This is a genomic window from Candidatus Villigracilis proximus (genome assembly GCF_016717045.1).
Classification (GTDB): Bacteria; Chloroflexota; Anaerolineae; order Anaerolineales; family Villigracilaceae; genus Villigracilis; species Villigracilis proximus.
In genome coordinates, this window is sequence record NZ_JADJUO010000015.1 from 1 (window position 1) to 16,967 (window position 16,967).

Annotated in this window: 23 protein-coding genes and 4 pseudogenes; 6 read left to right on the plus strand and 21 right to left on the minus strand. The window is 50.0% G+C overall.

Features of this window, described 5'->3' with window-relative positions; all coding sequences use genetic code 11:
* From IPL71_RS16200 to IPL71_RS16275, 17 genes and pseudogenes are all read right to left on the minus strand, one after another.
* A pseudogene (locus IPL71_RS16200) lies at positions 1–342 on the minus strand (MBL fold metallo-hydrolase); the annotation flags it as partial.
* 91 nt (positions 343–433) lie between these two features.
* Positions 434–541, minus strand: coding sequence for an MBL fold metallo-hydrolase (locus IPL71_RS16205; RefSeq protein ID WP_345323414.1), 108 nt, complete (start codon positions 539–541; stop codon positions 434–436).
* A gap of 154 nt (positions 542–695) precedes the next feature.
* Complete coding sequence (locus IPL71_RS16210; RefSeq protein WP_345323416.1) at positions 696–1,061, minus strand: hypothetical protein; 366 nt, start codon at positions 1,059–1,061, stop codon at positions 696–698.
* Between the two features lie 106 nt (positions 1,062–1,167).
* Entirely contained in the window at positions 1,168–2,925 is a 1,758-nt protein-coding gene (locus tag IPL71_RS16215; RefSeq protein ID WP_345323418.1) for a hypothetical protein, read from the minus strand.
* Between the two features lie 107 nt (positions 2,926–3,032).
* Positions 3,033–3,707 (minus strand): carbon-nitrogen hydrolase family protein, encoded by a 675-nt coding sequence (locus IPL71_RS16220; RefSeq protein ID WP_345323420.1) that lies wholly within the window; start codon positions 3,705–3,707, stop codon positions 3,033–3,035.
* A gap of 11 nt (positions 3,708–3,718) precedes the next feature.
* The gene (locus IPL71_RS16225; RefSeq protein ID WP_345323422.1) at positions 3,719–3,946 is read right to left on the minus strand and encodes a carbon-nitrogen hydrolase family protein; all 228 of its coding nucleotides are present in this window, start codon (positions 3,944–3,946) and stop codon (positions 3,719–3,721) included.
* Positions 3,947–3,956: 10 nt separating this feature from the next.
* Positions 3,957–4,947 (minus strand): annotated as a pseudogene (locus tag IPL71_RS16230) (ABC transporter ATP-binding protein).
* 5 nt (positions 4,948–4,952) lie between these two features.
* Positions 4,953–5,249, minus strand: a complete 297-nt coding sequence (locus tag IPL71_RS16235) for an oligopeptide/dipeptide ABC transporter ATP-binding protein (RefSeq protein ID WP_345323478.1) — start codon at positions 5,247–5,249, stop codon at positions 4,953–4,955.
* A gap of 135 nt (positions 5,250–5,384) precedes the next feature.
* Positions 5,385–5,918, minus strand: a pseudogene (locus IPL71_RS16240) (ATP-binding cassette domain-containing protein); the annotation flags it as partial.
* Positions 5,915–6,145 (minus strand): ABC transporter permease subunit, encoded by a 231-nt coding sequence (locus tag IPL71_RS16245; RefSeq protein ID WP_345323424.1) that lies wholly within the window; start codon positions 6,143–6,145, stop codon positions 5,915–5,917. The gene IPL71_RS16245 and the pseudogene IPL71_RS16240, both read right to left, overlap by 4 nt.
* Positions 6,121–6,810 carry an ABC transporter permease gene (locus tag IPL71_RS16250; protein WP_345323426.1) on the minus strand — a complete coding sequence of 230 codons (690 nt, stop codon included), beginning with the start codon at positions 6,808–6,810 and terminating at the stop codon, positions 6,121–6,123. The genes IPL71_RS16245 and IPL71_RS16250 overlap by 25 nt, the downstream gene beginning before the upstream one ends.
* Before the next feature lie 2 nt (positions 6,811–6,812).
* A complete protein-coding gene (locus IPL71_RS16255) occupies positions 6,813–7,625 on the minus strand; it encodes an ABC transporter permease (protein WP_345323428.1) in 813 nt (270 codons plus the stop codon).
* 89 nt (positions 7,626–7,714) lie between these two features.
* Positions 7,715–7,834, minus strand: a pseudogene (locus IPL71_RS26080) (glutathione ABC transporter permease GsiC); the annotation flags it as partial.
* A gap of 82 nt (positions 7,835–7,916) precedes the next feature.
* Positions 7,917–8,060, minus strand: coding sequence for a hypothetical protein (locus tag IPL71_RS16260; protein ID WP_345323430.1), 144 nt, complete (start codon positions 8,058–8,060; stop codon positions 7,917–7,919).
* 87 nt (positions 8,061–8,147) lie between these two features.
* Positions 8,148–8,390 (minus strand): hypothetical protein, encoded by a 243-nt coding sequence (locus IPL71_RS16265; RefSeq protein ID WP_345323431.1) that lies wholly within the window; start codon positions 8,388–8,390, stop codon positions 8,148–8,150.
* A gap of 83 nt (positions 8,391–8,473) precedes the next feature.
* The gene (locus tag IPL71_RS16270) at positions 8,474–8,749 is read right to left on the minus strand and encodes an ABC transporter substrate-binding protein (protein WP_345323433.1); all 276 of its coding nucleotides are present in this window, start codon (positions 8,747–8,749) and stop codon (positions 8,474–8,476) included.
* Positions 8,662–9,576, minus strand: a complete 915-nt coding sequence (locus IPL71_RS16275; RefSeq protein ID WP_345323434.1) for an ABC transporter substrate-binding protein — start codon at positions 9,574–9,576, stop codon at positions 8,662–8,664. Before IPL71_RS16275 ends, IPL71_RS16270 begins: the two co-directional genes overlap by 88 nt.
* Positions 9,577–9,670: 94 nt before the next feature.
* On the opposite strand from IPL71_RS16275, the gene IPL71_RS16280 reads away from it, so the two are divergent.
* The 6 genes from IPL71_RS16280 (at position 9,671) to IPL71_RS16305 (ending at position 14,433) form a co-directional block, all read left to right on the plus strand.
* Positions 9,671–10,330: a MalT transcriptional regulator family protein gene (locus IPL71_RS16280; RefSeq protein WP_345323435.1), complete on the plus strand. Its 660-nt coding sequence runs from the start codon at positions 9,671–9,673 to the stop codon at positions 10,328–10,330.
* Positions 10,278–11,150 (plus strand): winged helix-turn-helix domain-containing protein, encoded by an 873-nt coding sequence (locus tag IPL71_RS16285; RefSeq protein ID WP_345323437.1) that lies wholly within the window; start codon positions 10,278–10,280, stop codon positions 11,148–11,150. The genes IPL71_RS16280 and IPL71_RS16285 overlap by 53 nt, the downstream gene beginning before the upstream one ends.
* 102 nt (positions 11,151–11,252) lie before the next feature.
* Positions 11,253–12,806, plus strand: coding sequence for a BTAD domain-containing putative transcriptional regulator (locus tag IPL71_RS16290; RefSeq protein ID WP_345323479.1), 1,554 nt, complete (start codon positions 11,253–11,255; stop codon positions 12,804–12,806).
* 19 nt (positions 12,807–12,825) lie between these two features.
* Positions 12,826–13,713, plus strand: coding sequence for a DMT family transporter (locus IPL71_RS16295; protein ID WP_345323439.1), 888 nt, complete (start codon positions 12,826–12,828; stop codon positions 13,711–13,713).
* 54 nt (positions 13,714–13,767) lie between these two features.
* Positions 13,768–14,058: a hypothetical protein gene (locus tag IPL71_RS16300; RefSeq protein ID WP_345323441.1), complete on the plus strand. Its 291-nt coding sequence runs from the start codon at positions 13,768–13,770 to the stop codon at positions 14,056–14,058.
* 138 nt (positions 14,059–14,196) lie between these two features.
* Positions 14,197–14,433: a family 16 glycosylhydrolase gene (locus tag IPL71_RS16305; protein ID WP_345323481.1), complete on the plus strand. Its 237-nt coding sequence runs from the start codon at positions 14,197–14,199 to the stop codon at positions 14,431–14,433.
* Positions 14,434–14,523: 90 nt separating this feature from the next.
* On the opposite strand, the gene IPL71_RS16310 is transcribed toward IPL71_RS16305, so the two are convergent.
* The 4 genes from IPL71_RS16310 to IPL71_RS16325 all read right to left on the minus strand — a co-directional run bounded on the left by IPL71_RS16310 (position 14,524) and on the right by IPL71_RS16325 (position 16,948).
* Positions 14,524–14,835, minus strand: coding sequence for a hypothetical protein (locus IPL71_RS16310; protein WP_345323443.1), 312 nt, complete (start codon positions 14,833–14,835; stop codon positions 14,524–14,526).
* A 38-nt stretch (positions 14,836–14,873) separates the two neighbouring features.
* Positions 14,874–15,470, minus strand: coding sequence for a prenyltransferase (locus tag IPL71_RS16315; RefSeq protein ID WP_345323445.1), 597 nt, complete (start codon positions 15,468–15,470; stop codon positions 14,874–14,876).
* On the minus strand, positions 15,449–15,658 hold the full coding sequence (locus IPL71_RS16320; RefSeq protein WP_345323446.1) for a hypothetical protein: 210 nt from the start codon (positions 15,656–15,658) through the stop codon (positions 15,449–15,451). The genes IPL71_RS16315 and IPL71_RS16320 overlap by 22 nt, the downstream gene beginning before the upstream one ends.
* A gap of 264 nt (positions 15,659–15,922) precedes the next feature.
* Complete coding sequence (locus IPL71_RS16325) at positions 15,923–16,948, minus strand: prenyltransferase (RefSeq protein ID WP_345323447.1); 1,026 nt, start codon at positions 16,946–16,948, stop codon at positions 15,923–15,925.
* Positions 16,949–16,967: the final 19 nt, after the last annotated feature.

A 16,967-nucleotide genomic window follows, 5' to 3' on the forward strand; every position in this document is an offset into this window, starting at 1 on the left:
TTCCTTGATAAATTTATTGATCTCGTCCAGTTTGAGTTTGGCATCGGGGGTGGCGTAGTGCATCGGGATGACAAGATTGGGCTCCAACATGCTGACAACTTCCGCAGCTTTCGCAGCGTTGAGGCTGGAACCGCCGCCGACAGGCACGAGTGCCACGTTGACAGTGCCAAGCAGTTCGATCTCACTTTGGGGTGGGATCTGCTGCAGGTCGCCGAGATGGAGCGACGGTAATGCCGTCATAATCAAAGACATATCGGTATTGCGGACTCTGTCTTTCGATTTCTTGCCGGTGTCTGTTTGAACTGCTGTGATAAATACGCCGCCGATCTCAAATTCACCGGGCCGGTGTGAGCACGCGTGCTGCCTTTTACCGCATCGCTGTTGTTGTGACCGGGCGCATCGTGGCTGACGGTAACGATCTCAGCTTTTAGTTTTAAGCTTCGTAGCCGACAACTTTGTTGTCAAATGGATCGGTAACCACGGTCACAATGTTTCTTTCCGTGAGCCGAAAACAGGAATGTCCGTACCAGGTAATTTCCATGAAGTGTTGCCTCCGAGCCGTAATTATACACGTATTAAAAGCCGCACGTACAGATTTGTACGTGCGGCTCATTGTAAAAAAAATCGGACTTTACGGGCAGTGCGGAGCAAGTTTATTGGCTTCAACCACTGAACTACTCCAGGAATATTCTTCGTTATCGCTGAAATAGTAGTAGGTTTGCGCCGCAAGGCATCATCACTACAGTAATACCGCCATAGCCAGACATAAAGGGTGTATAGAAAGAACAGGTGAAACCGTCTGTTGTGGTAAATTGCTTGGCCCAAAAGGCATTGTTATATTTGAATACCGGCGTACCGGTTGTGTCCAACCCGCGATCTGCGGCATCTTTCTGCATTGAGTCTGCCAGCATATCAGTTTGAAGGAGTTGTACGCCGTTGGCCATGCCGTTATCGTTATTGAGCAATTTGGCCACTTTGGCAATATCATCCTGAGTCCAGAATAATCCGTAACCACCAAAAGGTGCGCCCGTGGAGTTATTGTCTGTGCGCAGACTGGTCATCGTCCCAGCGGATAGTTTGATGGGGTAAAGACTTCATCGCGCACCATGTTGAAAATATCCGCGCCGCTGCCGGCCTGAGCTTGCAGGTAATTGTTCATGGCGCGAGTCACAATGAATGTGTCTGAAGAGTGATAGTTCCAGAATGTGCCGGGAGCAACTTTGTTTGGGAAATTAAAAGCGGCAGTGATCTTCGTAGAGTATGGCTCGGCGAGGAAGAAAGTTTCCATATAGGAACCGCCTTCATCTGATTCATATCCTGCCAAACGATAATTGCCGGTCGCCATGTCAATCTGTTATTGAATGTAACGCTTGTCCATGTGCCAACACTACTGGAATATTCCGGCACATGATCTTTGATCAGTTGGTTATATACTCCCGTACCGTAGACTTGTCCCAGACGCATCATTGCCATACTTGCAAAAGCCGACTTCGCCGTGGAATAGGAAGGTGCGCGCATACTTCCACAGAAGGCATATGTACCATAGCGGGTTGTACAGCCAGAGACATAGTTAGTTCCGTTAATGATCACGCCATAATAGGTCATGAGGCGGCTGTAACCCCGCTGCCAAAAGTGGATACGTGACACCGAAGCAGGGAAATCAGTGGCAAGGTCTGCAATGGGTTTGGTCGGCAAACGATTGGTAACTTCAGCCGCGTGATTATTTTTGTATGCTGCGGCATTGGAAACCGCATAGGGTGAATATGTGGTTGAAAGCTGTCCCCACATGTTGATCTTGTAATACGCGCAGGTCTCCTGCGTAATTTGGTAACGCACATTGGAAACAGACGTGCCATTGAAGAGGAAAGTCATCACACCATTGTGTGTACAGTTGGCATTTCGCTGAACAAGCGCAAACGGGAATGAAGCACGCGACCACCCATTATCGCTTGTCTCTGACCAGGCACGGCCGGGGCCAACAATATAATTCCAATACGCATGTCCGGTGATACTGAGTCCTTGATTAACAGGGATCAGATGACTGCCATTTTGGACGAACTCAAAGCTAAATTCCGGTAAATGCTTGCGCGGATTATCAGCGTTACCTGTATAGGCATACGTATCTTTTACTTCGCTAAAACCGCCGCTGGTAGCTTCGTTATTCAGAACAAGCGAACCTTCAAATACATGCAAAGGCATGGCCGCAGTGGACGGTAAGCCAAAACCGTTGGTGTCATCTACCGGCGCAGTGCTTGAACCGCTGGTCAAGTTGGCATAGGTCAATACAGTACGTGAAACAACACCGTTTCCAGTCAGCGGGTCACCGGGGACAGATCCTCCGGGAACGGGGGTAGCGGTCGGGCCCGGAGTGGCAGTGGGCGGAAGCGAGTGTTCGTAGGCGCAGTGCCCTAAGGTTCCGCTTACAGTGATATCTTCGGCATAACAATGGTCGGATGTACCATCCTGTCCACGGTAGCGGATCTGAAAACTGGCATTATTATCCGCGCCGGCAATATTGCTGACCGTGACCGAACTATATACACTGTTATCCTGTCCGTCAGTCTTTTGCTGCATCACGACCCAGCCGCCGCCTGTGTTGTATTCCACATAGCACCAATCGGCGCTTTCCAGTAAAGAGGCGGCAAGATTTGAGGTGACAGAAATTCCGGTATAGCCTACTGTGGAAACAGTGCGCGTGATACTGCCTGTGTTGGTAATGCGGACTGCGCTCCCGCTGATCCTGGGAGTTGTAAAGCAGGCTGATCCCATTGGTAGCGCTGGATGCAGCCAATCTGTATAACCGGAATTAAAGGTTGTAGTATAGATCGTAACAGCTGCCGCCTGCACAGATTGCGGCATACATGCCATTAGGATCGCAACAACAAGAAACAAAGTCAGCGCAAAAGTAAAAACCGGTCTTTTCATATAATCTCCTTTGGCGAAAGAAACGATGCAGCGGGCAGACCACCTACCCGTTGAAAACAAAACGAGCCACTTCCCCCAAGGAAGCGGCTCGTCAGCCTTAAAATGAATCAACGATTATTCAAATGATCTGATTGACGAAAGAACTTAAGCGGACCCAGTTTTTCAAAACTTCCTTTTTGCAGTGCACCATCCTGATACATGGGGAAAGTATGCCCTGAGTCGCGTAATTGTTTGAGAGTTTGCGCCAGTCCCAATGTTCCATACTCACGCGACCGCGTAGTGTGATCAAGATCGATCAACTCCGTCATAAAGGTTTGATTGGTGGAAGCCTCCTGCAAAACGCGCCCATCTGGATTAATAATGGTCGAGCGTCCGCCGCCCCAGGTACCGATCCCATTGATACTCACAAAATAACATTGATTGAACAAGGCATTTGCACGCGCCATCACCAGTTCAAGCTCACGGTCAGAGGTGGGAGTCAGCGTGGGTTGAATAATAACTTCCGCACCCATCCATGCCAGCGTGCGCGCTACTTCAGGGAACCACATATCATAGCAAATACATAAACCAAAACGCCCCACATCTGGAATATCGAATACACAAAATTCATCGCCCGCAGATGTACCCGCTTCATAGGGCAGCCATGGAAACATTTTGCGATATTTTGCAACGATCTCGCCTTGCGGTGAAATTACGATCGCAGTGTTATACATCTTATCGCCGTCACGCTCCCACATTGAGCCGGGCACAAGCCATTGATGAGGTCTTGCGCGCCAACGCACTAAACGGTCCGTCAACGGGCCGGGATCGTATCAGAATTTTTAAGATACCAATCCTTATCTTCAGGCGTAAGAAATTGCACCAACCCCGGCACGATCAATTCATGGAACACCACCATGTTTACCCAGGGCATCCCTTTCGCAATATTCAATGCAACATCAGACATCTTATCGATCGTCCCCTGCGCATCAAAAGGCGAGACTGACATTTGCACACCTGCGATTCCAAACAAACGAGTCATAAATGGCTCCTCATACCTCTACAAAATGACAGGCGACGAAGCGCCCGCTTCTTACTTGACTGAAAACTGGTTCTGTTTCCTGACAGATCTTTTGCGCCAAAGGACAGCGCGTGTGAAAGCGGCAGCCTAAAGGCGGATTCACCGGGCTGGGGACATTTCCCTCCAACACCGTTAATTCACGCCGCTCAATACTCACAACCGGCAAAGGGATCGCGCCGAACAACGCTTTTGTATAAGGATGTAATGGTTCGTTATACACATCCTCCGATGGACCCAACTCCACCATCTTTCCCAAATACATCACGCCGATACGATCACTGATATGCTGTACAACATTCAGGTCATGCGAAATAAACACATACGTTAAAATTGTTCTCTCGCTGCAAGTCCTGCAATAAATTAATGATCTGCGCCTGCACCGAAACATCCAGCGCGGAAGTCGGTTCGTCCAACACGATCAGCCGCGGATTAACCGCCAGCGCACGCGCAATCGCCACCCGCTGACACTGTCCGCCTGAAAGCTCATGCGGGAAGCGATCCAGATGTTGTTCGCCGAGTCCAACCTGCTCCAGCAATTGCAGCGCGCGCGCACGCACTTCATATTTTTGCACGATCTTGTGCGTCAGCAATGGTTCTGAAATCGCATCCACGATCTTCAGCCGCGGACTCAAAGACGAATATGGGTTTTGAAAGACGATCTGCATCTCACGGCGCACTTGCCGCATTTCATTACGAGAGAGAGAAGTGATCTCACGTTCATCGAAAATGACTTTCCCATCTGTCGGTTCGATCAAGCGCATCAACATTCTTCCGAGGGTAGTTTTGCCGCAGCCCGACTCACCCACCAAGCCCAGCACCTCGCCCGCAAACACTTCCAGACTCACACCATCTACAGCATAAACGTAGCGTCTTGCAGCGGGGTTGAAGCGTGAAATTAATCCGCCTGATAATGGAAAATGTTTCTTGAGATTTTGCGCAGTGAGTAAAGGTTGATTCGTCATGGCGATCATGACCCAGCGGGCAAGAAACATGCGCTTTCATGGGATTCACCAACATTTACCAAGGGCGGTTTTTCTTTCAAGCAGCGATCAAATACATTTGCACAACGCGGCGCAAATGGGCACCCGATCACTTCGCCCGGGTTGGATGGCACCGTACCGGGAATCGCCGCCATTCTTTGTCCACGTGAACCGGGGCGTGGGATGGCCGCCAACAATCCCTTGCTGTATGGATGATGGGGCTTTTCGTACACAAAATAGGTTGGGGAAGTTTCAGCCACACTGCCCGCGTACAACACAGCCATACGGTCACAGGCTTGCGCCACAACACCAAGGTTATGCGTGATCAACACAATGGAAAGATCAAATTTCTTTTGCAGATCACGCAGCAGATTTAATATCTGCGCCTGAATGGTGACATCCAGTGCCGTGGTGGGTTCATCCGCGATCAACAAGGAGGGACGGCAGGCCAATGCCATTGCGATCATCACACGCTGCTGTTGTCCGCCGAAAGTTGATGCGGATAGGATGTCATCACTCGTTTTACATCAGGCAAGCCAACCGCATCGAGGCTTTCTTCCGCTTGAATTTGCGCTGACTTTGTTTATCAGTTTCAAATGTTGACGCACTACTCGTGTGATCTGCTCGCCTACGGTAAAGACGGGGTTAAGCGATGAAGTAGGGTCTTGAAAGATCATCGAAATCCGCCCGCCGCGGACTGTGTTCATTTCAGACTCGGAAAGCTCAAGCAAATTTTTGCCTTCGAACATGATCTCGCCGCGTATGGTCGCAGACTTTGGCAACAAGCGCAAAATGGATAACCCTGTGATGGTCTTGCCGCAGCCGGTTTCACCGACCACACCAAATATCTCGCCGCGCTTCACATTAAAGGAAACATTATTCAACGCCTTATGCAAGCCGTGCGCGGTTTTGAAATCGATCGCCAGATTATTGACAGACAATAAATCGCTCATTTATATTGCCTCGGGTCGAAGATGTCGCGCAAGGTGTCACCAATTAAATTGAAGGCAAGGACAACAACAAAGATCGCCAAACCGGGGAAGGTGGCAATCCACCACTGATCGAGAATATAAGTACGTCCATCGCTGACCATTAATCCCCAATCAGGTGACGGGGGTTGTGTGCCGAGTCCTAAGAACGCCAGCCCGCCCATTGCTAGGATGACCGTACCCAAATCCACTGTGGCTTGCACGAGGATGGGCGAGATCGTATTCCGGCAAAATATGACGGAAGATAATTACCGTATCGCTGACACCCCATCGCCTGCGCGGCTTCAACAAAATAACGTTTCTTCAAACTAATAGTGACGCCGCGTGCAATGCGTGTGTACCACGGCCACCAAGAGATGATCAGCGCGATGGCGGCTTTATCAAGACCACGTCCAAGCGCGGAAGCGATAGCCATTGCCAGCAAGAGAGATGGAAATGCCAGAAATAGATCAGTAGTGCGCATGATGACTTCATCCAGCCAGCCGCCCTTGTAACCGGCTAAAGCGCCCAGCGGCGCGCCGATCAACACTGCAAATAAAACCACACCGATGGGGATGATTAATGCAGGACGGGCACCCATGATGACTCTGCTGACGATGTCACGCCCGAGTTTGTCTGTGCCAAACCAGTGTCCAGCGGAAGGCGGAAGTAAGGTATTCGAAGCGTGTGTTTTTCCTTCGCCTTCTTCAGGGAAAGGCGCGATCTGATAGGAGAAGATCGCCATAAAAATAAACATGACAATAATGACTGTACTAATAAAAGAAAGCGGATCACGCAAGATGACAGACGCCACATGGCGCATGGTGCGCTTGCCGGATGATTCAAGGACGGGGAGAGTCGGAGTAGGGGCAGCCATGATTAATCCAAACTTACTCGCGGGTCGATCCATGCTTGCAGGAGGTCAACGATCAGGTTGATGAGTACATATCCTGTTGCGCCAAAGAGAGTCATGCCCATAATGGCGGGATAATCAAGATTCAAAAGTGAGCGGACGGTGAACAGTCCCAGCCCCGGCCAGTTGAAAAGGATCTCAACAAAGAAGGTTCCAGTCAACGCAAAGGCAAAGGTTAATCCGATCACTGTCAATGTGGGACTGATGGCATTTTTCAACGCATAAAGATAAATCACCACATATTGACGGATGCCATACGCGCGCGCTGTGCGGATGTAATCCTGTTCAAAAACTTCGAGCATGGCGGCGCGGGTCATGCGGGCAATAAGTCCGATGGGATAGGCGGCAAGGGTTAAGGAGGGAAGGATCAGGTGTAGAAAAGCATCCTTAAGGGTGACCCAGTTGGCAGTTAAGAATGAATCGAGCAATATAAAGTTGGTGATCTCTGTCAGCGGATTTGAAAATCGCAGGTCACCGTCCACACGCCCAGCGAGCGGAAGAATATCCAGATTTCGGAAAAAGACGATCTGAAAAATAAGTCCGAGAAAAAACGCGGGCATTGAAACGCCAACGATGGAAAGCACGCGCACTGCCGCATCAATTGGTTTGCCCTGCCAGCGCGCGCTTAATACACCCAATGGAACACCGATCAGGATTGCAACAAACATGCCTGAGAAAAGTAATTCAAGCGTGGCGGGAATACGCCCCGCAAGTTCTTCCGTGATCGGGCGTTTGGTTGAAATGGATGTGCCCAGATCGCCGCGCAAAAGTTCCTGCATGTAGATCGCATATTGAACCGGCGGCGGTTTATCAAACCCAATTGCTTTGTGACACGCTCAATATCTTCTGCCCGCGCCTTCGGGCCGATATACAACGCCGCCGCATTGGAGGGGACCACGCGCGCAAGAAAAAACGTGATGACCGATACTCCGATCAATACGAAAAGCGATGTGCCTATACGGCGGAGGAAGAATTCAAACTTTTGCATGGTGTGAACTTCACCACAGAGGAGCACTTGAATTCGCGCTCGGGGGGGGGGGTGTGGTGAAGTTATCTTGTTGCATTATGCCTTATTTGGCAGGGCGAAGTTCGTAGAACCAATAGCGGACATCAGGGTAGTTCAAGTTGTACTTGAAGCCTTCCACGTGGTTCGGGTTTACGAAAGCGACCATGGTATCGAAGAGGAAAGCGGCGGGCGCTTCTTCCACGAGCAATTTCTGAGCCTCGGTGTACTTGGCGCAAGAAGCGGCAGTATCTGTTCCGCTGAGAGGCCTGCTTCATCCATGAGAGCATTGTATTGATCATTCTTCCAATAAAGACAGGTTGAATTTTGTGACATTGAGGAAAGGTGCCTCTGCGCCGCCATAGAACATGCTATACATATTGTCGGCGCCAGCGTCAGAATAGGTCGGCCAGTAAAGCAGGAGGAAAATATCCTGTGCATCTGCTGAGGCGGGGTCGGTCTTGGCAAGTTCCCATTGCTGGGTAAATTCAAGAGCTTCAATGGACACTTCCACCGATCTGGGCAAAGGATCTTTGATCAAAGGAGCGAAGGTCTCTTCTGTTGAATTCTCAGAAGCATAGGTCAGTTTGAGGCTGAAACCGCCGCCTTCATAACCAGCTTCCTTTAATAAGTCTTTGGCTTTTCAATATCATATGTGTATTGCTTGACATCTTCAGAGTATGGGAACACACCAGCAGGGACAGGACCACGGCTTTGTGTACCACGGCCGTTGGCACCGAGGGCGATGATATCTTCGTAAGGCATGGCATAAGACAAAGCCTGGCGAACTTTCACATTATCCAAAGGCGCTTTCAAAGTGTTGAAGAAAGCGGTGTAATTGAACAAAGCTGGTTCAAGTGAGGCAGTGTAATCAGGTTTTCTGCGAAGGCAGCAAAGCATCCGCAGGAACACTGGTCACCAAGTCCACTTCGCCGCCTTCGGAGTAATTGCTGACGTGTAGTGGCTTCGGGAACAAATGTGACCAAGACCTTCTCGTATTGACCATCTTCCCATCCACCCCAGTATTCAGTGTTTTGAGTTAAGACAAGTTCCTGGTCGGCTGTATAGGATTCAAGCATGTAAGGACCCGTGCCTGCTTCCACGCCAGCGCTCCAGTAGTTTTCATCAGCAGCGGCGGCATCAAGAGCCTTCGGGCTGACGATGTAGGCGGCATATTCAGAACCGACGATCAATTCCAAGGGCTGGGCATAGGACAATGTGAAGTTGACAGTCAAATCATCAACTACATCCACACTGGCAAGCGGCAGCCAAATGAAGGAGGCGCCAGCATGATCTTTGGCCGCTTCAATCGATTTCTTGACAGCTTCCGCATTCATCGGCTCGCCATCATGGAACTTCACACCTTCGCGCAAATGGAAAGTCCAAACCAGACCATCTTCGCTCTTTTCCCAGCTTTCAGCCAGTAAAGGAGTAAACTGCTCGGCACTGCCAGGCGCATTCACGCGCAGTAATTGCTCATACATGTTCGCCATGTAAGCGGCTTCGGTTGAGAATGAAGCGATCGGATCCCAGGTTGTGATGTTGGCCGAACTGGCATATTTCAAAACGACAGGGCCGGCCGCCGGCGCTTCAGTCGCAGCGGGTGCTTCAGTGGCGGCGGCTGGTGCATCGGTTGCAGCGGGCGCCTGTGTCGCGGCAGATCCGCAGGCGGTTGCAAGCAGTGCAAGCACCACTAACAAAGACAAAATAAACAGATTTCTTTTCATATTTTCTCCTCTTTGGTTGGGCGAATTTCAGCAATCCTATCACAGCGAGTTTGCAGAAAGTTTGCAAACCATTAGCGGATATAATTCCCAAAGCATGAAACCCTCTCCCCTGCTAAACACAAAATTTACCCCGCCGCCCAGTGCCGGATATTTACCCCGTCCGCATTTAATCCAATGGCTGGATAGTCACATGACGCAGCGACTTACGCTCGTTTCCGCGCCGCCTGGATATGGCAAGACCACCCTGCTTGCGGATTTTTTCAACGCTCATTCCGGACCTGCGGCCTGGTACCAGCTCGAGGAATCTGATTCTGACCCGACAGTTTTTCTAACCCACCTGATCGAGTCGATCCGCCGCATGCGGACAACCAGCAAAAACGAGCTTTCCGAGCAGATCAACGATACCCTGCTCATCATTCTTGAAGATTATCACTTTGTGGCGAGTCCCATCGTCCACCAGCTATTAGATTATTTATTGGAAAATGCACCGCCCGCTTTGCATCTCATTATTTCCACCCGCACTGATCCCCCGCTGGCACTCGCACGCCTGCGCGCCCGCGGATTATTATCTGAATTACGCGCCAATGATCTGCGCTTCAATGATGATGAAGTGGAAACTCTGCTGCGGCGCGAAGTCCCTGATATATCGGCTGAAAGTTTGAGCGCATTAAGCCAAAAGACCGAAGGCTGGGCGGCGGCTTTTGCAGATTGTCCGCAGTTCACTGGCTGGGCAAAATGCGGAATCTGCACGTGAGATCGTCACCTCACTCAGCGGTTCACATCGTTTCGTCTTTGAATATCTGGCCGAAGAAGTTTTTCGCCGCCAACCTGAAGCGCGGCAATCTTTCTTATTGCAAACATCCATCCTCTCGCAAATGGATGCGGACTCATGCAATGCGGTAACAGGGACTGATAATTCACAAGACATGCTCGAAGAGTTGGAACGTGAGAATTTATTCCTAACCAGTTTGGATGAAAAGCAGCGCTGGTATCAATACCATTTTCTTTTTCGAGAATTCCTACAGAGTAGACTCCGCCGCGAGACTGGCGAACAGGTAACAGTTTTAGAAAGACGCGCGGGCGCATATTACGAATCCCATAATGAAGTGGAGGCCGCCTTCCTCCAATATATATCCGCACAAGATCATGAATCCGCGGCGCGTGTTGCATCCATCTTCGCCGCAGATTATGTCGAACGTGGACGGGTTGAAGTTTTGCATCGTTATCTAAATATGCTGCCCGCTGAAACGCTGCGTGCCAACCCTGAACTATTGCTTCAAAATGGAAACGCCCACCGCCGGCTTGGCGAAGCGGGTCTGGCAGTGACATCTTATGAAGATGCGCGTACCAGTTTTGCAAGCCAGAAAAATACATCAGGCATGAGCCGCGCGTTGACGAAACTCGCCGAGGTCTATCGCGCGCAGGGAAATTATCGTCAGGCAGAAACGCTTTCAGAACAGGCCTTGCAAGCCGCACCACTGGACGACCACACTGCCCGTGCCGAAGCTTTGATGGCCCTTGCGAAGGCCACGGGTTTCTTAAGCAGCATGGATCGTGGACGTGAGTTGGCCTAGCAAGCTGTTGAAGAGGCACGCAAATCTGACGGACTCTCCGCATTATCTCGAGCAAACTTTATTCAATCACTCGGCCAAATCTGTTGGTGGCACGGCGACCCGATCTCTGCGGCAAAACATGCACAGGAAGCCTTGCGTCTTGCGCCCGAAGAACTTTCTCCAATTGCCGCGCAGGCTTGCATCTTACTGGTCACGCCGCATTTATATTGGCGCGAATTTGAAACTGCCCTGCGTTACGCCGAACGCGGATTAGAGATCGCGCAAACTTTACACTTGAATGAATTATTGCCCGCCGCTTATACCGCATTGGGTAATGTATTGACCCGCTTTGGAGAAACCGCGCGCGCCGAAGCCGCTTTGCGTCAATCGGTGGACCTTGCGCAACAATTAGGGATTGCATCGTACGAACAATTAATGGCAACCGGTTATCTGGCGTATAACTTATACGGTCAGGGACGTGTAGATGAAGCCTGGCAATTGGCCGAAGGCGCGCTGTGGGCGTACACTGGAAATCCAGATACATATGAAGCATTTGTCTGCCGAAGCGTGCTTGCGGATGTTGCACTCGAAAACAACGAACTGAATCGTGCTGAAAATCTTTTTAGCGATCTCGCAGAAACGGGTGAACGCAGACAATTCCGCGTGCCGCTGGCCATGGTGTATTTTGGACTGGCTTATATTCACCTTGTCACAGATAGAAAAGAAACAGGGATCAAACACGCCTGCAAAGCATTGGAATTGATCGAGCCTACCAAAGCCTTCCAACTTTTTATCGATCAGGGCGAGCGCAGCCGTGTGGTATGTAATGCACTTGTGGAAGCGGGCTACAAAGGTCCGTTTCTAAATCGTGTGCTTGAAAATTTGCCGGGCAAAAAGAAACCAGCAGCCATCACCATTGCGAACCAATCTGTGATCCATATCAAAACTCTCGGAACATTTCAGGTCTTTGCAGGCAATGAAGAAATTTCACAGGAGCGCTGGGTTTCCACCAAAGCGCGCGATATGCTGGCTTACTTCATCACCTTCCGCGGCGAGCGCATCCCAGCGGACAAGGTCTTCGATGGCATCTGGGCTGAAAAAGGCGGGCGTGGACTGACAGCCTTTCATACGGCACTCTCGCGTTTACGCAGCGCCTTGAAGACAGGAGAAAACTCTCCGCGTTTGATCCTCGTCGAGGCGGGGGACTATCGCATCGACGCAGCACGCTTCACGATTGACGTGGACGAATTCGACTCGGCGCTCGCCAAGGCCCGCGCCAGCACAGACGATGAATCCACGGCGCGGTTTTATGAGCAGGCGATCAATCTTTATAAAGGTGAATATCTGCAAAACTTTTATTACGATTGGATCTTCCCCGAACGCAGACGATTAACACAAGCCTATCTCGGCTCATTGCGTGCGCTTGCCGAGCATCATTACACCCATCGGCGCTACACACATTCCATTGAATTACTCGAACGCGCCTTGCGTGTTGACAACTTACAGGAAGATTTGCAATGTCAGGTCTTGCGTGCCTATGCCGCCCTAGGTGACCGCGCCGGATTGATCAATCAATATCAGGAAATAAAACGTCTCCTCGCCAAAGAATTGGATATGGAGCCTTTGCCTGAAACAGAAAAATTATATAAACGATTACTGGAAAATTTCAAAAATTGATCCATAGTTAAAGGTACTAATGCATAAAACAAAACTTCTCCCTTTTCTTGAAGCCCTGTTCGCGGTCATCGTGTGGGGCGCGTCTTTTATCGCAACAAAGATCGCCGTGGGGCAAATCTCGCCCATCGCGGTGGTCTGGCTGCGATTTGCAATGGGCATACCGATTCTTCTCTTCGCGGTCATCATCCGCAAACAATTTGCATTCCCCAAAGGCAATGAGTGGTGGTATTTTGCACTGCTCGGCTTTTTGGGAATTTCATTTCATCAATGGCTGCAATCCAATGGATTGCAAACCGCGCAAGCCACCACCACCGCTTGGATCGTTTCCACATCTCCCGCGTTTATTGCCATTTTGGGCTGGATGATCTTAAAAGAAAAGCTCAATCTCATTCAATCTTTGGGAATTGCACTGGCGATGATCGGCGTGCTGGCCGTGGTCAGCAAAGGCGATCTGGCCGCGCTCACCGGCGGAAAGTTTGGCACCTATGGCGATTATCTTATTCTGATCAGCTCAGTCAACTGGGCAGTATTTTCCATCCTCTCACGGCGCGGATTAAAGAATCATCCGTCCACGCGCATGACGTTTTGGGTAATGACCATTGGCTGGTTGATCACGTCCGTTGCGTTTTTTGCAAACAAAAGTTATACGGAAATCCCATTGCTTGATTCGCGCGGCTGGATCGCGATGATCTTCCTCGGCATCTTCACCACCGGTCTGGCTTACATCGCATGGTTCGATGCACTCAGTCAACTGCCAGCGGCGCAAACCGGAGCCTTCCTTTTTGTTGAACCATTGACGAGCATGGTGGTGGCAGCAGTCATTTTGAATGAGCAAATTACGCTCGTCTCCGTTTTGGGCGGCGCGGTAATTTTGTTTGGTATTTGGATGGTGAACAGGCAAGGATGAAAGCAAAGGATGAAGGATGAAATGAAAGAGCAACGCAAAACGCAAGATTGAAAAATGAAAAGGTTGGAGATTGGGAATACAGAAAAGGGATCTCTACACTATCGAGATGCCCAGCTCGATGACTATTCCCAACTCCCACGGCATAAGTTTCCGCACCAGACAGTAAGCCTCAGCCTGCGAGCAAAAACTTCCAGCACCTCCATCGCTGGGACATGGGGCTTCGGGCTGTGGAATGATCCATTTGGATTATCGCTCGGTTTCGGCGGAAGTCCATTTCGATTACCGGCGCTGCCAAATGCGGTTTGGTTCTTTTATGGCTTCGGTAGAAAATTATTTATCATTTAAGATGATGCAAAGCCGCACAAGGGACTTTTATCCGCAGGGTGGCAGACATTTCGTTCGCCAAAATTTCATCCATTGCTGATTCTTGCGGGATTGGTTCTGCCTTTCTCGCGCAAGTCAGCTAGAAAGTTGTTGAGCAAGGTGATTGATGAGGATGGAGTTGCTCTCAGGGTAGATGTCACTCAATGGCACGCATACAGGCTTGAGTGGAGCGAGAAGCGCGTTGTCTGGTATGTGGATGATGCCCTCGTGTTTGAGTCGACTGTGAGTCCAAACGCTTCGCGGCCGTTGGGAGTCATTATCTGGATCGATAATCAATATGCGGCATTCACACCTGAAGGCAAGATTGCATTTGGGGGTTTTGGAGGGCGGGAATGAATGGCTTGAAATTGAAGATATTGTGATAAGTGAGAAGTGAGAAACAAAAAGGCCCGAGTCATCGGAGCCTTTTACTTATTACCTTTATTTTTACGCCTTTGCCGCTTTCGCCTTCGCAATGGCCATTTGTGCAACTGCGTAGATCAGTCCAATTGCAATGGCGATGGCGCCAAGCATGTTGATGTTGACCGGCAGGGATGTTTCAAATTTGCGGGCAACTGTATCGAGCAAAATGCCTACGATAAAGAGGCCGCCGAACATACGGTTGTGATAGAAACAGAAACCAGAGAACCAGGTAGGCCAGAAGGCTTCAAAACCTTTGGGTGCGCCATCAGGGCGCGGCTTGGAAAGTGCGGCGATGGCATACATGGCGCGCTGTGCGGCAAAGATCACCAATAACATCAGAGTGGAAAAATATCCCGTGGCAACGAGATAGATAATCAGACCATACGCCGCAACAATGGAGCAATATCCACGTAACGGGCAACGGTTTGTCCAACGCGGACAGGGAAAGTGCCGACGCCTTTCTTTTTATCGTCGTCCATTTTGTCGATGTGCTTGCCAATGTTGATGCTGGCAACGCTCAAGCCAAAGGGAACGCCCGCGAGCGCGACTTTGAAGACATTGGAGATGTCGCCGCCATTACCGAGGACAAGTGCAATGTACACGCCTGCGATCATGATCGGACCCCAGATGAGGAAGATGGACAATTCACCAATACCCCAATATTTGAAAGGCCAGGTGTAAAAAAGCAGAACGAGTGCTCCGAAGGCAAACAAGCCAATAATATATGGATTGAAATTTGTGTAGAACAGTGCAAACACGCCGGAAAGCGTAGCCAACACACCGCTGATAATGAACCACTTGATCTGAATGTTCTTTGTCCAGAATTTCTGCACGAGCGGATGGACACCATATTGCGTGCGGAAGTAGTTGTCGTTATCCACACCGCGTGTGAAATCGGTGTAATCATTGAGCAGGTTATTCGTGCCATGTGCGATGAACAAGCCAACGGTCAGGATGATCCACGGGAGCAATGGAAATATCCATCTCGCCAGGCGAGAGCACCGGCAATAATGCAGGAATAAACGGTGACCGCGGTCACTGCTGAACGGGTGGCGATCAGCCACTTGGAGACGACATCGAGGGCATCCCACTCTTTCTTGTCGTCCATTTTGATGAGTTCCCATGAGGCCTTGCGCCACATGGCAAAGTTGATATGCATATTGCTCTCTCCTTGAGTATCGGTCTTATGTCACAAAACTATTTACCGCAGAACGTGCAAAGAAAAACATGCGGAAGATATAATTTTTCAGTGTGCTCTATAGGAAATTCAGTAACATAAGTTGAAAAATTACGGCAAGTGCCGTACCAATAAACGAACGTTTGCGATTATACAACTCTTTTGTGAAATTGAGTACTTTTGTCTGATTAAGAAAAATGCCTTGAAAGATAATTATCTTTCAAGGCATTTCAAAATCAAAAAATGCTAGCGCCAAAAAGCGGGCAGGAAAATTCTCAAAGCCACATCAATCAACAAGCCCAACATAAAGAGCGAGCCAAAAGAGCGATTGTTGCGGAAGGCAATCGGAGCGAAGTACAACGGCCACCCACCCTGTCCATCGGGGAAACCTTCTGGGCGTGTTTCTGGTTTGGGCTTCATCAGCGGAGGCAGGCTTTCACGCAAGGCCGGAATGGCAAACAAAACGAGCAGCATCACCGGCGTGAAGAACTTGATCGCGATCAGATAGCCGGTGAAAAGATAAGGCAAAACCATCATCGCAACGACTGCATAGCGTGCGGCTTTTTCACCGATCACGACCGGCAAGGTATGAATCTTCTTCGCGGTATCCACACCGATCTTATCAATGTGCTTGCCGAAAATTACGGTGGTCACACCCAGCACATACGGCAGGCTGGCAATCGCAACCGACCAATTCCATTGGTGAGTCAAAACATAATATCCGCCGCCGATCATGAGCGGACCCCAAACTACGAGCACGGCAATTTCGCCGAGTCCGAGTCCTTTGAGCGGCCAGGTATAGAACAGCACAAAGAATGCACCCGCAGCCAGTAATATCCAAATGATCGGGTCATTTGCGTTGATGAAGATTAGGTACAGCCCTGCCACGAGGGCCAGAAAACCAGTCACCGCGAAGTAGGTTAGATGCTGACGTTTGGTCATCAGGCCGGAGGCGATGGGCTGCGCACCGTACATGGTGCGGTAGTAATTATCCTTGTCTACGCCGCGCACAAAATCAGTGTAATCGTTGAAGATATTATTGCTGGCATGTGCCATGATAAAACCAAAGACAAGCGCGATCCACGGAATAAAACTAAACGAACCATCACGCCATGCAAAAAGTCCCGCAAGGGCGGCCGAGATAAAGGTCATCACCAAAACTGCCGCGCGGGTGGAGATCAACCACCTTGAGATCACATCAAGTTTTTCCCACTCTTCCTTTGAAACCTCAGGGATCACATTCAGTGCTTTCTTCCACATTGCAAAATTCATTTGCTGCTCCTATATAAGA